Consider the following 14226-nt stretch of genomic DNA (forward strand, 5'->3'; position numbering starts at 1 on the left):
GCCATCCTTAATGGGATGAGCTCCTTTTTCTATGCCAAAACCAATTGCTAATCAGAATACCTGTCAATCCGCCGCACGTATCTAACAAGGAATCTTGCCACATCGGTGTACGATCTCCTGTAAACCACTGATGAATCTCATCAAATGTTGCATAACCAGCAACAAAAAGTAGTGCAAAAAGAAACGATCGCTTCCTTGAATAACCAGAGCGATAAAGCGCGTAATATGTCAATACACCAAGCATAAAGAAAACCATAAAATGGGCACCTTTGCGAAGGAAAAATTCAATAAAGCCACCGACTCCTTTGTTCGCAATACTAACCGGGGTTCCTCCACCATAATCAATCGATACCCATGAAAAGTGCTCTTTCACAAATTCTACATTCACGTACTGCTCAATATCTGAACGCATATCTTGCTTTTTATACGGCTGTGCTGAAGAATAAAAAATAATTCCCATCCATAAGAAAACGGGAATCCAAAATAACCACTTTCTTTTCATTTTTGAAACTCCTCTCTCTTTCTCCTAAGCGTACCAAAAAAAATAAAAAAATTCACGCCAAAATCTTACTATTCCCTCCTATATATATGGTGAAAAGGGGGTGAGAACATGGCAGTGGAAACAATTGTAACGGATTTAACTTTACGACTTGTTCTAAACGCTGGTCTAGACAAAAATGGAAAAACAGTATTTAAAAACAAACAGTTAAAACAAGTTAAGCCAAACGCTGATTTAGAAAAAGTACATGACGTTGCACGCGCGCTTTCTTCCTTACAAGAATTAAAACTTCACGCTGTACAAGTTGTCAGCACAACTGATCTTTCAAACTTATAAAGGAGGTATAACTTATGCAAACGCTAGAATTAATTTTTTCGAAAGAAGATGGGAAAACAGTTGTTTTCTCCCTCGATAATCCCGTTACGCCTGTCAATGAGCAAACCATTAGTCAAGTGATGGATACGATTCTTGCTTCTTCCATTTTCTTATCACTTGGAGAAAACGCACAAAAAAAAGGAGCACGACTTGTTGAAAAGACAGTAACAGAAGTAAATATTGCTCCTTAATACAAAAAAGACGAAGCTGCCTTACGCTGCGGCTTCGTCTTTTTTCTTCGGCATTTCAATTGGAATGAAAATATGGGAAAATCCAACCGAAACATATTTATACTGTTCCTTTCCAAGCGTGAACTCCGTTGTATACGTTGAGAAGAACAAATAATCATTTCGCTTTGTATAATGATCAATTAACACTCCTACTTGAGGTTGTACATATTTGTTCGCTAATTTCTTACCGATTGTTGCAAGTTCCCCGAGTAACCCATCTGGATCCTCTTTTTCAACTTCTGTAAGCTTTTTACTAATATCATTTCGATTCATGAATTGCTTTGCTGCCCACTCTGTATATTCTCCTTTGCTCGGGTTACTATTAGCTAAATAAATAAACAAAAGAACAACGAGAGCCGCAATGATATATTTCTTTTTCATACTTTTATCACCCGCCTAACACTTTCTATTCTCATATATATGTCCAAGCGATGCAAATTATAAAAAGGATTATAGAAGAAATCCTCTAAAAATATCTATAACTTTACAATTTTTTACATTATTTTAAATCTATTTTTATATTTGGCCTTTATTATAAAATTTGTAAGCCATCTTAATTTAAAAGGAGGTCTTCCATTGTTGGAGATAGCGAAAATTCATACTATTTCAAATATGATAATGATGCTGTTACCACATAGAGATCTTTTTTTTCAAACTCAAATCCATACTACGGATGAAATTTTTTACTCACCAAAAACACCGTTTGAAATCATAAAGGAACTCATTATCTCACATAATTATTCTACATATGAGGGTAGACGAAAAGCAATCGTTGCAAAATGGAAATTATATCAAAATACACCCATTCCTATTGATCATCGTCGTTTCATCTGTGCCATTCCTACTCATTCTCCTCATACTTGGGACTGTACATGGTTATTTTATAAAAACATTGCATATATAGAAAAAGATGATAACAACCGAGCTATCGTATATTTTTGCAATGGAGACAATATCACCCTCTCTATTAGTGCTTATCAAATGAAACTACAATGGAGAAAGGCTGGTAATCTTTTAGCTCAAATGATGCTTGAAGATTTTCATAATGATTTTTAGAATAATACGAAAGTGGAGTCAGTCTGTTTAACCTGCCTCCACTTTCTGACCACTACGCTCCAGTACGCATCTTTTTGAACGCTTGCCGATATATCCACCTCACTTGATAGTATGTTAATCCCATCTCTCCTGCAATTTCATCAATGCTCTTTCCCATAAAAAAAGATTCGGTAATCACATGCTTTTCCCGTTCATTTAACACACTCATATACTCGTGAACTTCCGATGATACCTCTACTACTCCACATACATGTTCGAAATGCTCTTGTTCAAAACAAGTGTGATATGTTTGAAATCGATTCTCCTTCTTTAATTTCTCTAGCAAATACCCACGCACTGTCACAAATGCATAATTCGAAAAACTTCCTTTCTCTTCCTCATATCTTTCATATGCCATCCATAATCCTATTAAACCGCACTGATAAAACTCCTCATAATCCTTATATAAGCAAAGCCGCTTCATTTGATTTTTAATCATTTTCTCATACAAAGTAACTGCCTCAGTAAAAGTGACCGGCTTCATCTCATACCCATTTCTAAAAGGTATACCTTTTTGTTATTCCGCGGTACTTTTACAATATAAAAAGAGAAAGAGAATTTCATGGCAGGTTATTTCAAATTCTATCTCGCAAATTTCAAATTTAAGCAAGCTAAATTTGAAATTTCCATGCTGCTATATGAAATACGTGCAAATAAAAAAACGACCCTAAAAAGAGCCGCTTTCATGATCTTATTGACCTAAGTTAGAGAAGCTAGAAGCAATACCACTTAAACTACTAAATGCAACAGAAAGGATAAAGAAGATTACAATAATCGTTGTTGCTTGTTTCTTGCTTAATCCTGCTACAATTTGTAAACCTAATCCCATGACAACTAATCCCCAAATACTGAAAACTTCAAAAGCTGAAGCAGCACCATGAAGATACGTACCTGGTTCAAATAAAGGTGCTAAACTCGTGTAAGAAGTTTCTGCAGAGCCGCCAATTATCAATTTTAAAATAAGATTTACAATAGCTCCTAAAATTGTAATAGTATACGTATATAAGTAAATAGATAATACCTTCATATACGGTGTATCGTTGCCCATAAACATCATAATAATTTTATAAATCCCTGCTACAACAAAAAACCAAAATATTGTACCAATTAATCCGCCGATAACTCCAATTCCAATACTAAAATACCCTGCCATTTTAGCCACTTCTGGATCTGGAATATTTGCCAATGCTTCTGGATTATTCATCGCTTGGTACGTAGTAATACTAGCTATAATCGCCGTTATGATAACGAAAAGAAAGAATGCTCCCCAAACCGGGCTCTTCGTTTTCATTCGTTCAAACTGTACGCTCGGAGATGTAATCATTCCGAATAATGATGGCTTTTTCCCACTTACGTCTTGCGCATTAACATTTGGCTCCATTGTAACGCCTCCTTATCATTTATATCACCCGTTCTACCGGGCGGTTCACCTTCTCTACTTGAGAGACTACGAACCGCCCACTAGAACAATCTATGTGTAGTAGAGAGCACCTCTCTACTACACTAGCAATCTACTCGTAACGAAGTGCTTCAATTGGGTCTAATTTCGCAGCCTTGTTCGCTGGAATTAATCCGAAAATAATACCGAGTGTCATGGAGAATACGACGCCGCCAACGACAACTTCCCATGAGACCAGCGGTGGCCATTTCGCAAATGTGGACACAATATATGCTCCGCCATAGCCAAGACCAATCCCAATTAATCCGCCAAGCAGCGTTAACATAACCGCTTCAATTAAGAATTGTAGCAAAATTTTGCTACGCGTTGCCCCAAGCGCCTTCCGTATACCAATTTCACGCGTACGCTCTGTTACAGATACAAGCATAATATTCATCACACCAATACCACCAACAACTAGAGAAATACCAGCGATTCCTCCGATAATCATTGTCATGATACTCGTTACTTTAGAAACTCCTTCTTGGAATTCTTTTAAGTTCATCATCTCATACTTACCTGAAATTTCACTTGGCTTACGACTATTTAATACTTCAACAGCTTTTTTACCCGCTGTTTCTAGATCATCTACATTTTTAGATTGGATGGAAATATTTTGAATTTCATCTGTTCCATATAAAGTTGGCCATAATGTAAGAGGAATTAATGCTTCTGAACTTTCAAATCCCATAATTTCATTATCCGATCGATACACACCAATAATTTGCATTGGTTGGCCTTTCATCTCGATAATTTTCCCAACAGGATTCTCATCTTTGAATAATACTTTTTCTGTCTTTGTACTAATCATGACCGCGTTATTTCCTTGAGAAATATCCCCTTCATTTAACGAGCGTCCTTTTACCACCTTTACTTTATTGACCGAAAAGTATTCACTGTCTAGCCCTATGACCATAACCATTTCTTTTTTATCATTTACCTCAAGTGGTTCCATTATAGTATTCGTTGTAATGACATGTGAAACTTCTTTAATGTTTTTCACTTCAAAAATGTCTTCATCTGTAATCTTTGGTGCTTCTTGTTCTCTACTAAATGGATCGTTGATATCAGGAACAAAGTGAATCGGCATAAGGTTATTACCAGAGCCGGCAATTTTCGACTTTAACATCGCCTCTCCGCCCTGTCCAATGGCAACAACAGTAATAATAGAACCGACACCGATAATAATACCAAGCATCGTAAGTGCGGAACGAAGTTTATGCGCTAGGATAGAAGATAGGGCAATTTTTATACTATCTAATAAACTCATACCGCACACCTTCTATCTTCCGTAATTTTTCCATCTCGCAGCACAATGCGTCTTGAAGAATATGCCGCGACTTCTTCTTCATGCGTAACCATAACAATTGTTGTACCTTCTGCATTTAACTTTGTGAAGATATTCATCACTTGTTCACCAGATTTCGTATCAAGAGCGCCCGTTGGCTCATCGGCCATAATAAACGTTGGGTTATTCGCAATTGCCCTTGCAATTGCGACGCGCTGCTTTTGTCCACCTGACAATTCATTCGGTAAATGATGCACCCGATCTGCTAATCCTACTTTGCTAAGAGCCTCAAGGGCACGCTTACGACGCTCCGCTTTCTTCACACCACCGTAAACAAGTGGTAATTCAACATTTTCCACCGCTGAAAGACGCGGCAATAAGTTAAAATGTTGAAAGACAAAGCCAATATATTCATTGCGAATAAGAGCAAGTTTTGACTCGTCTGCTGTTAAGATATTCACATCGTTCAACATATATTCGCCTTCTGTCGGACGATCTAAACAACCAATAATATTCATAAGTGTCGATTTACCAGAACCAGACGGGCCCATAATCGATACAAATTCACCATTTTGAATCGTTAAACTAATGCCGTGTAGAATGGGTACTGCCAATTTTCCTTGATAATACGTTTTTTGAATATTATTTAGTGTAATCATTTTTCTTTCACTTCCATTCCGTCATACACTTTGTCGGAAGGATTTTTAACCACCTTTTGTCCCACTGTTACACCTTCAAGAACTTCTGTCCAATCTCCATCAGTAGACCCTTTCTTCACATTTTGCTTACGAAGCTTTCCTTTTTCTTCTACATATACAAATGCATCGTCACCTTTTTCAACAATGCTCTTGCTTGGAACAGCAATCATTTTCTTATTTTCTAAATTGACTTGAAGTGACACATGATAACCTGGAGATAAACCATCTTGACTATCAAGGCTTGCTTTATATGTATATTGAGACATATTTTGCGTCGCTTCACCTGCTCCTGCCGCTTGTGCCATCTCTGCACTTGTTGGGAACTCACTTACCTCTATAATCTTACCTGTCCATTTTTTCTTACTGTTTGCTTTCGCTGTTACAGTAAATGTTTGATCTTTTTGAATTTGTGATTTTTGAAGCTCCGTTAATGTCCCTTGAATTTGGAATGGCTCTTTAGAAGCGATTTGTAAAAATGCTTTTCCTTGTCCACCCATCGCTTGTGAGGAACTTTGCGCTGCATCTTTATCTAGCTTTTGTACAACACCTGCAAAGTTGCTATAAATCGTAAGTTCTTTCTGTTTTTTCTGTAATTCTTCTACCTGCAACTTACCTTTTTCTTTTTCAAGATCCGCTGTTTTTTGCTGTAATTCTAATTCACTTACTTGCTCTTCCATCGGCTCTGTCACTTCTTTTCCAGCGCCGCTGTCTTTCGCTTTCTTAACCTCTTTCTTCAATGAATCTATTTTCTTCTGCGTCTGATCATAACGCATCGTTGCCATTTTTTGCTCAAGCTCGGCTTGTTGTATTTGCAAATTGATTTCTTCATTATCATAAGAGAATAACTTCGTTCCCTTTTCAACTTCTTGCCCTTCTTTTACGGCAATATCTTTCACTTTCCCTTTTGTTGGATCTGCATAGAAACTTTCGATATTTCCTGGCTTTACTTGTCCTGCAATTAATTTCGTATTATTTAGCTTACGCTCTGTTACTTTTTCGAAACTAATAGCATCCGCCTTCGCCTCGCCCTTCTTATTTTGCATGACGAAAATGTTAATCGCTGCAACGACAACAATTAATGTAATAATCCCAATGATCATCCATTTCTTTTTTTTGTTTGGAGTACGAACCGTGTTTGGTAACATATTCTCTCTCCTTTTTATATTGATATGATAATAACAACATAATACAAAACTTTCAGAAAAACATAACGAAACCTTTTCTACCATTACGCCTTTTTTACAAAGTTTTACACTGACAATTATATTGTAACAAAAATAATAATGTTTAGAAATATAACAGCTTATCTTTTAAGCAAGTTTTAAGGAAAAATAGCGTAAAAAAGCCACCTTACATAAGGTGACCTGAGCGATGTTTAAAAAGATGTTCTCTCGGTTCATCTTCCATTAAAAATCTCGAATCATCTTTTCTCATTTTTTTAGGAATATTCCTTTTCACAAGCTGAAAGGCTTCATATTCAGCTGCATTCATCGCTCTTTGAATCATACACCCTTCGCTTTCCCCTTGTTTATCAAGCATCCAGCCTGTTTCACTCTTTAATTGTCTCCGAAACTCTTCTTTTGCTTCCTCATTTGGAAACATCCCTTCATTTACTCTCAAATAAGTCTCCACATTCATTGGAAACCACTCATCCTCATACCCATTCTCCACAAAACAAATTGAAATCCCAACCGGTGTGCTACGAACGACAAAATCAAATGTACAATCCTCTTCTGTGACAGTTGCTGAACAAAAATAGAACGTCTCAACTTCCGATATAAAGATTCCCAACCCCAGCAGCTCCTTTATACATATAATTCGTCTTTCAGACTCCTACTAAATTTTAACATGTATTTTTAAAGCAATTGTAAAGTATACGTTAAGTTTATATGTAGAGAAGAGCCATGAAACACGTATATTCTTGAAAGGTAGATGATGCATGTGTAATAGAAAATATATTAATATTATCTCGCAAAAAAACATTATTCCTCGTTTTCTCAGTTCCAGCTCATTGCATGAATCTCCCTTTATTAAAGGAGTTTTTCTCTCTTTTTATCTATCAAGTTATGGAAGATAATAAAAAGAGAGGCTCATCTTAACTATTACAATATAACAAAATCTATTTAACAATATTTTAGAAAGGAAGCGAATCAAGTGAACTATAAGAGAATTACAACAAAACTTACAGTAGGAATTTTGGCAGCGAACTTACTCCTTTCCCCCGTCAGTACTTTAGCTGCAAAAAAGACATTTCCAGATGTACCAAAGTGGGCGCAACAATCCGTTAACTACTTAGTAGAGAAAAAAGCACTTGACGGAAAACCAGATGGAACCTTCTCACCCTCTGAACAAATTGACCGTGGTTCAGCTGCAAAGTTAATGGCTATGATACTAGGTTTAAAGATTAACAAAGAGGCAAAACCGTCGTTCCAAGATGCCAAAAACCATTGGGCAGCTCCATATATTGCAGCGGTTGAGAAAGCTGGTGTCATTAAAGGGGATGGAAGCGGTAACTTTAACCCTTCTAAACACATTGATCGTGCTTCTATGGCCTCTATGCTTGTTGAAGCTTACAAACTAAACAATAAAATTATTGGTGATTTACCAACGCAGTTTGGTGATTTACAAGGACATTGGGGCGAAAAACTAGCGAATATATTAGTTGCACTAGGAATTTCAAAAGGTACTGGCGATGGCTGGAAACCACGTGGTATTGTAACGCGTGCAGAAGCAGCACAATTTATTGCACAAACAGATATGAAAAAAGCAGATACGGCAAAAAGAATGTATATGAATAGATATTTCATTACATATCATCAGCCATCATTATCCTCAGGGATTACAGCAAATCAGCATGCACCGCAAATCATTGTGGTCAAAGAAAAACGTGCAGATGGTTGGTTAAAAATTGTAACGAATAAAGGGGATAAATGGACTCCGTTACAAGAAAAGAGAGAAGCGATTCATAGTACATTTACTACGTATCAAGAAGCATCGCATTCGTCTAAAGTATTGGGCACATATGCTCCGCAAACAGTAACAGTTATTGAAGAAAAGGGTAGTTGGATTCGCATTCGGACAAATGCTGGTTTCCAATGGGTAGATAAAAACCAATTAACCCCTCAAAACAAACAAGACAAACAAAATAAACAAAATAACTTCTTAGAAGGAAAAGCAATTATTATCGATCCAGGTCATGGCGGAATAGATATCGGGCATAAAGGGATTTATATGAATGAAAGCCCAGTTGTATACGACACAGCAGTACGCGTGCAAAAACTATTTGCTCAAAAAACACCGTTTACTGCACTGCTAACACGTGATGCACATTCAAGACCAGGAAAAGATTCAAAAGACTCTCTAGTAAAACGAGTGGAATTTGCTCAAAAAAATAAAGGTGATATCTTTGTAAGTATTCATGCGAATGGTTACAACGGCAGCGCACATGGTACAGAAACTTTCTACTACAAAGCTCCAACGCAAGAAGCAAATCCATATGTAAATGATAGTCGTGTACTGGCTGAAAAAATTCAAAAGCGTCTGATAACGGCTCTTAAAACACGTGACAGAGGTATAAAAACAGAAAATTTATATGTCCTTCGCGCAAATACAATGCCATCTGTATTAACAGAACTTGGCTTTGTAGATAATGAAGCAGACGGAAAAAAATTAGCTTCACCTGAATGGAGACAACGCGCAGCGGAAGCCATCTATGCTGGTATCCTAGATTACTATGCATGGAAAGGCCATAACGTGTCTGCTTATTACTAAGTCAATTCATATATCCAAAGAACGAAAGATAAAGTGATCATTCACGAATAGTAAAATACAGGAAAAGTTGTATTTTCTCATATAAATCTTCAACCATTATAAAAAGAGCAATCCAAAAACATTTCTTTTTGGATTGCTCTTTTCTATACATCATTATGCTGTTTTGTTCGCTGGACTTTTTCTTTCGTGTCCAAGTTGTACAATTAATAGGAATAATGTTGATAGAATACCACCTGCAAGTAGTAAGATAAAGCAACCATCCCAGCCAGAGTGATCAACCATGAATCCGATGATTAAGTTCGCTGTTAAGCTTCCTCCTACATAAGCAAATAGACCGCACATACCAACTGTTGTACCTACTGCAAATTTCGGTACTAATTCCATTGCACTTAGACCAATTAAGAACTGAGGAACGTAAATTAAGCAACCGATAATAGAAACAGCAATACTTACAACCAATATGCTAGTTGCCTGCCAATATACAATCGTTCCAACAACAACACCAGCCATACTAATTACGCATAGTGGCATACGTTTTCCTTTAAATAATTTATCACTTAAAAGACCAACTAGTAAGGAGCTTGGAATTGCCATTCCTTCAAAAATAGAATACGCTGCATGGGACTGCGCTTGCGTAAATCCTTTTACAGTCGTTAAGTAAATTGGTACCCAGTTAATAACACCAAAGCGAATTAAGTATACGAATGCATTCGCAATACATAAGTACCAAACAAATTTATTTTTCACAACATATTTCATTAAAATGTCTTTTGGTGACATTTTGTTTGCATTGTCTGCTTTTTCAAGATTTTCATAGTCATTACGATATTCATCAATTGGCGGAAGACCAGCAGATTCTGGTGTATCCTTTGCATTGATCCACATAAGAACTGAAATTACCATTGCAATTATCGCCGGGAAAATAAACACACCGGCTTGCCAATGACTTTCACCGAAAATCCCTACACCGATACCAACAAGTGGTGGTACAAGCATGCCGCCGACGTTATGTGAAATATTCCAAAGCCCTGTTTTGGTACCACGCTCTTTCTTTGAGAACCACTTTGTCATTACGGTACTACAAGGCGGTGCCCCCATCCCTTGGAAAATATTATTGAAAACTAATAATGTTAAAATCATTCCAAATGAAGATGCAAACCCAAAACAAATATTTATAATTGCTGATAAGAATAAACCAACCGCAATAAAACGCTGAGCATACGCTTTATCTGATAAATTCCCCATAAAGAACTTACTTAGTCCATATACAATCGCAACAACGGAACCTAATAAACCAATTTGCGTTGTACTAAAACCGTATTCCTTCATTAAATACGTACTTGATAACGTAAAGTTACTACGAACTAAATAATACGCTGCATATCCAACTGAAATCCCAATTAACACGCGGATGCGTAACAGTCTGTATACTTTATCAATCATATCCGTTGGTAATCGTTCTATCGCTGGTGCTGGTTTTAACCATTTAAACATACCATCTCTTCTCCTTTATCTACTTTTGAGAGAGACGCTGTCTATTCCAAATCTCGATAAGCCCACTATTTGATATATCTTTATTTGTTCTTCTCACAGGCTGACCTTCTATTTCTTTCTGATTCTTCGCAAGCATAGTCGGCACGCCAAACGAAACTTTCTCTAAAATATGCCCCGCTTCTTCCGATAAGCAATAATCAATAAATAAATCCGCTAGAATACCACCTGGTGCATCTCTTAGTTTCGAAATGGCGTTCACAGATAACCCTGTCTGCCCCGGCACTTGACTTACAATCGGAAAGCCCTGTTTTTGAAGCATTCGCTGATCTCCTATAAAGTTAATTCCGATCAAATATTCCCCACTTGCTACATACTCAGCCGGCATATATCCATTAATTGTCACTTTCGCAACTTGATGGGCAAGACTTTTCACATACCCTTTTGCTTCTTCTTCACCAAATGTATCAATAAATGATTGGAACAACGTGTAGGCAGTTCCTGAAATATTGGGATTCGGCATGACCACTTTCTCGGCATATGCAGGGTGTAATAAGTCTTTCCACTCCTTCGGATAAGAAAGTCCTAGCGGCGCAATTTCTTCATTCCACCGCTCCTTATTCACCATAATCGCAAGTTGTTCTACTTCATAGCCATACCAAAAGTCATCTTTATCTTTAACAGCTGTAGAAAGACGACTGGCATGCTGACTTGTAACCGGAATGGATAGCTTTTTTCGCTTCATCGTTTGATGCGCATCTAATGTACCACCAATAATAATATCCGCCTTCGGACTTTTCGATTCCTCTTCTACTCTTCGTAATATTTCTTCTGTCGAAAGGCGAATAAACTCATACGTACACCCGCGCGGCTTACAAAATGATGATAGAAGCGCTTCACCTACTTCTTCACGAGCCGCTACATACGCAACAAGATGACGATCCTTTAAATTTGGAAGACCATTTTTATGATATTGAATAGAGGTTGTATCTCGAGAGCAACTAGACATCGCTCCTCCCATTACAAGCAAAAAAAGAAAAAAGGCTATCTTTCTCATGAAACATTCTCCTTTACAAGCAAATCAGCTAGGGAGCCTTTCATATACATGACATTCCCATTATTATCACCAAGATACTGCACAACGAAGTACGAAGGGTAGACAGAGATTGTCAATATATCCTCACGATGATTCGCAACGTGCTTTCCTCTGTGATAAGCAGTCACATAAGCAATCGGTTCATTCTGTGATTGCAATAGCTTCTGAATTTCTCCATAATCTGTTATTTGTTTTGCTTGCCGAATCGAATCTAAAATTGGCGTAAGATCCACCGTACGTACCCTTCCGCCTTGCTTTATCACAACTTCCTGCGCCGAGGCAAAGAATTTGTAAATCAACTCCGGCGTATAATAGAGGCTTAGTAAATACGTTTGAAACGCAGAAACCATCGTATTCATGCCCTTCTTGCCGTATACCTCTGCCCCGTACTGGAACAAGTCACCTACTGCAAAAGTACGCTTATGTCCATTCAAGTATGTTACTTCTCCAGTAAATACTTGTTCCTGGACCTTCGCTTCTGTTTGCTCTACTTTCATTCGATCAAAGAACGAAACGATCGCATGTAGACGAACTTCATCCGTTACAACGACTTCTCCCCACTTCTCATGCTTTACTCTTACTTCAGTCGGAAGAGATTCATTCGATTTTTCTAAAACGGCTTCTTTATCATCCACAATTGTAATGCGGTTATATAACTGCTCCTCTAACATATAAAACAATATGAAAGAAGCAATGATACAAAAGACAAAGAAAAGAATTTGAAATGATAGCCTTTTCATTTCTGCCTACCTCCAAGATAAAAAAACGTTGTTTCGAAAATACCGCATAATTGTTTCATAAATGTATCATTCAACCGCTTTCAAGTTTTTTATATCTTCCATATGCCTTGGCAATAAAAATGTCAGCGTCACAATCGTTCCCACTTCCGCGCTGCTTTCAATCTGCATGCTTCCGCCTTGCTTATTCATAATCTCCTGGCAAATGGATAAGCCATAGCCATTTCCATAACTAGAAGTAAGCTTTGTCCCTTTTGAAGAGCGATTCCATTCAGCTAGCACTTCTTCATCCATGCCAATTCCGTCATCATACATCCTTACTTTTGCTTCCCGTTCATTCATCGTAACACTCAAACTTATCTTTGAAGCATCACTATACTTAATCGCATTATCAAGCACATTTAAGAAAATCTGCTTTGTCTTATCAAAATCCGCCACAACATATATTTCCGGTAATTCATGAATTACCTCAATTTCAAATTGCTGCAGGCGCGGAGTAACAATGGAAATGGCTTCGTCTGCTAACTCCTTTATATTCACAATCGTTGGCGACACTTCAAACGTACTCGTTCCGTATTTTGATGATTGCAAGAGTTCCTCCACAAGCGATAATAATCGATGACTTTCCACCGAAACATAACGGAGACTCTCCTTTATATCTTCCCTTGATTTTAACTTTGGAATTAAATCGACATACCCAATAATCGCTGTAAGGGGTGTTTTTAACTCATGTGTAATTCGGTCTAAGAAATCCTTTTGCTTTTCCTTCTCTTCCTTCAGCTGCGATATATGAAGTTCAATCCCATCCGCCATCGCATTAAAGGACGCAGAAAGCTGCGCAATTTCTACATATTCATTCAGCTCAATCTTACTTTGATAATCGCCATTTGCGAGCCGCTGCGCCATTTGCCGTAACTGATCAATTGGCTTATGAAGTGAATTTGCTAATCGAATCGCAAAGAAAATTCCTCCTGCAACTAAACAAAGCGATGTCATAAGAAACGTCCAGCTCACATTTGTTAAAATCTCCTTCTCATCCTTTAGCTCACTAATAAAGCGAATGGAGCCAATGACATCGTTTCCATAATAAACCGGACTTGAAAATAAAAGGAGCGGCGCTGGTTCATTATCTTCAAACACATACGCTTTCTTTCCTTGTAATGACTTCTCAATATCGACGTTCTTATGAAGCAATGCCCCTTTCTCCGTATCTGCCACAACGTCTCCATTTCTCCCAATCATCTGCACGCGGACATCCATGCGTTTTGCTAAATAAGATGCCACTAGAAGAGAACTTTGTCCGATTTTCTCTACTTCTGCTTCCTTCTCTATATAATTCATCGTATACATTTGCGCTTCTACACTTAGCTTCTCTAAGGAAGCCGCTGCATTACGATACATATTCTTCTCAAGCGCAATATAAATCACTGTATATAAAAGACAAAGAATCGGAATCAACAATCCGACAATGCCAAACACCATATTTCGTTTTAACGACATCTCATCAC

At 37.5% G+C, this 14226-nt stretch carries 16 protein-coding genes; 4 read left to right on the forward strand and 12 right to left on the reverse strand.

The annotated features are described in order from the left end of the window. Positions 1 to 7: 7 nt before the first annotated feature. A complete protein-coding gene (locus BCER98_RS19055; RefSeq protein WP_012096224.1) occupies positions 8 to 502 on the reverse strand; it encodes a VanZ family protein in 495 nt (164 codons plus the stop codon). Positions 503 to 610: 108 nt separating this feature from the next. Between BCER98_RS19055 and BCER98_RS19060 the strand changes: the two genes are divergently transcribed. Together BCER98_RS19060 and BCER98_RS19065 are read left to right on the forward strand one after the other, a co-directional pair. Further along, positions 611 to 835 carry a DUF1659 domain-containing protein gene (locus BCER98_RS19060; RefSeq protein WP_012096225.1) on the forward strand — a complete coding sequence of 75 codons (225 nt, stop codon included), beginning with the start codon at positions 611 to 613 and terminating at the stop codon, positions 833 to 835. Between the two features lie 14 nt (positions 836 to 849). Next, positions 850 to 1065, forward strand: a complete 216-nt coding sequence (locus tag BCER98_RS19065) for a DUF2922 domain-containing protein (RefSeq protein WP_012096226.1) — start codon at positions 850 to 852, stop codon at positions 1063 to 1065. A gap of 21 nt (positions 1066 to 1086) precedes the next feature. On the opposite strand, the gene BCER98_RS19070 is transcribed toward BCER98_RS19065, so the two are convergent. Beyond that, positions 1087 to 1485: a DUF4359 domain-containing protein gene (locus tag BCER98_RS19070; protein WP_012096227.1), complete on the reverse strand. Its 399-nt coding sequence runs from the start codon at positions 1483 to 1485 to the stop codon at positions 1087 to 1089. 198 nt (positions 1486 to 1683) lie between these two features. Between BCER98_RS19070 and BCER98_RS19075 the strand changes: the two genes are divergently transcribed. Then, entirely contained in the window at positions 1684 to 2160 is a 477-nt protein-coding gene (locus BCER98_RS19075) for a competence protein ComK (protein WP_235436430.1), read from the forward strand. Positions 2161 to 2212: 52 nt separating this feature from the next. Here the strand turns inward: BCER98_RS19075 and BCER98_RS19080 are convergent, their stop codons facing one another. The 6 genes from BCER98_RS19080 to BCER98_RS19105 all read right to left on the reverse strand — a co-directional run bounded on the left by BCER98_RS19080 (position 2213) and on the right by BCER98_RS19105 (position 7414). Next, a complete protein-coding gene (locus BCER98_RS19080) occupies positions 2213 to 2683 on the reverse strand; it encodes a sigma-70 family RNA polymerase sigma factor (RefSeq protein WP_012096229.1) in 471 nt (156 codons plus the stop codon). A 207-nt stretch (positions 2684 to 2890) separates the two neighbouring features. Beyond that, entirely contained in the window at positions 2891 to 3580 is a 690-nt protein-coding gene (locus tag BCER98_RS19085; protein ID WP_012096230.1) for a Yip1 family protein, read from the reverse strand. Between the two features lie 130 nt (positions 3581 to 3710). Continuing rightward, complete coding sequence (locus BCER98_RS19090) at positions 3711 to 4907, reverse strand: ABC transporter permease (RefSeq protein WP_012096231.1); 1197 nt, start codon at positions 4905 to 4907, stop codon at positions 3711 to 3713. Further along, on the reverse strand, positions 4904 to 5584 hold the full coding sequence (locus tag BCER98_RS19095; protein ID WP_012096232.1) for an ABC transporter ATP-binding protein: 681 nt from the start codon (positions 5582 to 5584) through the stop codon (positions 4904 to 4906). Before BCER98_RS19095 ends, BCER98_RS19090 begins: the two co-directional genes overlap by 4 nt. Next, positions 5581 to 6768: an efflux RND transporter periplasmic adaptor subunit gene (locus tag BCER98_RS19100; RefSeq protein WP_012096233.1), complete on the reverse strand. Its 1188-nt coding sequence runs from the start codon at positions 6766 to 6768 to the stop codon at positions 5581 to 5583. The genes BCER98_RS19095 and BCER98_RS19100 overlap by 4 nt, the downstream gene beginning before the upstream one ends. A 205-nt stretch (positions 6769 to 6973) precedes the next feature. Continuing rightward, positions 6974 to 7414, reverse strand: a complete 441-nt coding sequence (locus BCER98_RS19105) for a hypothetical protein (RefSeq protein ID WP_012096235.1) — start codon at positions 7412 to 7414, stop codon at positions 6974 to 6976. A 363-nt stretch (positions 7415 to 7777) separates the two neighbouring features. On the opposite strand from BCER98_RS19105, the gene BCER98_RS19110 reads away from it, so the two are divergent. Beyond that, positions 7778 to 9394: an N-acetylmuramoyl-L-alanine amidase gene (locus tag BCER98_RS19110; protein WP_012096236.1), complete on the forward strand. Its 1617-nt coding sequence runs from the start codon at positions 7778 to 7780 to the stop codon at positions 9392 to 9394. A 153-nt stretch (positions 9395 to 9547) separates the two neighbouring features. Here BCER98_RS19110 and pgtP read toward each other — a convergent pair whose 3' ends face one another. The 4 genes from pgtP to BCER98_RS19130 form a co-directional block, all read right to left on the reverse strand. Then, the gene (gene pgtP, locus BCER98_RS19115) at positions 9548 to 10888 is read right to left on the reverse strand and encodes an MFS transporter (protein WP_012096238.1); all 1341 of its coding nucleotides are present in this window, start codon (positions 10886 to 10888) and stop codon (positions 9548 to 9550) included. A 19-nt stretch (positions 10889 to 10907) separates the two neighbouring features. Continuing rightward, positions 10908 to 11942: an ABC transporter substrate-binding protein gene (locus BCER98_RS19120; protein ID WP_012096239.1), complete on the reverse strand. Its 1035-nt coding sequence runs from the start codon at positions 11940 to 11942 to the stop codon at positions 10908 to 10910. After that, positions 11939 to 12721: a DUF3919 family protein gene (locus tag BCER98_RS19125; RefSeq protein ID WP_012096240.1), complete on the reverse strand. Its 783-nt coding sequence runs from the start codon at positions 12719 to 12721 to the stop codon at positions 11939 to 11941. The genes BCER98_RS19120 and BCER98_RS19125 overlap by 4 nt, the downstream gene beginning before the upstream one ends. A gap of 66 nt (positions 12722 to 12787) precedes the next feature. Beyond that, on the reverse strand, positions 12788 to 14218 hold the full coding sequence (locus BCER98_RS19130; RefSeq protein WP_012096241.1) for a sensor histidine kinase: 1431 nt from the start codon (positions 14216 to 14218) through the stop codon (positions 12788 to 12790). Positions 14219 to 14226 lie beyond the last annotated feature (8 nt).

Source organism: Bacillus cytotoxicus NVH 391-98 (genome assembly GCF_000017425.1).
Classification (GTDB): Bacteria; Bacillota; Bacilli; order Bacillales; family Bacillaceae_G; genus Bacillus_A; species Bacillus_A cytotoxicus.

What these genes read in the sequence shown, in the direction of transcription:
- BCER98_RS19055 (WP_012096224.1), bottom strand. Translation starts at nt 502, where the DNA reads ATGAAAAGAAAGTGGTTATTTTGGATTCCCGTTTTCTTATGGATGGGA.
- BCER98_RS19060 (WP_012096225.1), top strand. Translation starts at nt 611, where the DNA reads ATGGCAGTGGAAACAATTGTAACGGATTTAACTTTACGACTTGTTCTA.
- BCER98_RS19065 (WP_012096226.1), top strand. Translation starts at nt 850, where the DNA reads ATGCAAACGCTAGAATTAATTTTTTCGAAAGAAGATGGGAAAACAGTT.
- BCER98_RS19070 (WP_012096227.1), bottom strand. Translation starts at nt 1,485, where the DNA reads ATGAAAAAGAAATATATCATTGCGGCTCTCGTTGTTCTTTTGTTTATT.
- BCER98_RS19080 (WP_012096229.1), bottom strand. Translation starts at nt 2,683, where the DNA reads ATGAAGCCGGTCACTTTTACTGAGGCAGTTACTTTGTATGAGAAAATG.
- BCER98_RS19085 (WP_012096230.1), bottom strand. Translation starts at nt 3,580, where the DNA reads ATGGAGCCAAATGTTAATGCGCAAGACGTAAGTGGGAAAAAGCCATCA.
- BCER98_RS19090 (WP_012096231.1), bottom strand. Translation starts at nt 4,907, where the DNA reads ATGAGTTTATTAGATAGTATAAAAATTGCCCTATCTTCTATCCTAGCG.
- BCER98_RS19095 (WP_012096232.1), bottom strand. Translation starts at nt 5,584, where the DNA reads ATGATTACACTAAATAATATTCAAAAAACGTATTATCAAGGAAAATTG.
- BCER98_RS19100 (WP_012096233.1), bottom strand. Translation starts at nt 6,768, where the DNA reads ATGTTACCAAACACGGTTCGTACTCCAAACAAAAAAAAGAAATGGATG.
- pgtP (WP_012096238.1), bottom strand. Translation starts at nt 10,888, where the DNA reads ATGTTTAAATGGTTAAAACCAGCACCAGCGATAGAACGATTACCAACG.
- BCER98_RS19120 (WP_012096239.1), bottom strand. Translation starts at nt 11,942, where the DNA reads ATGAGAAAGATAGCCTTTTTTCTTTTTTTGCTTGTAATGGGAGGAGCG.
- BCER98_RS19125 (WP_012096240.1), bottom strand. Translation starts at nt 12,721, where the DNA reads ATGAAAAGGCTATCATTTCAAATTCTTTTCTTTGTCTTTTGTATCATT.
- BCER98_RS19130 (WP_012096241.1), bottom strand. Translation starts at nt 14,218, where the DNA reads ATGTCGTTAAAACGAAATATGGTGTTTGGCATTGTCGGATTGTTGATT.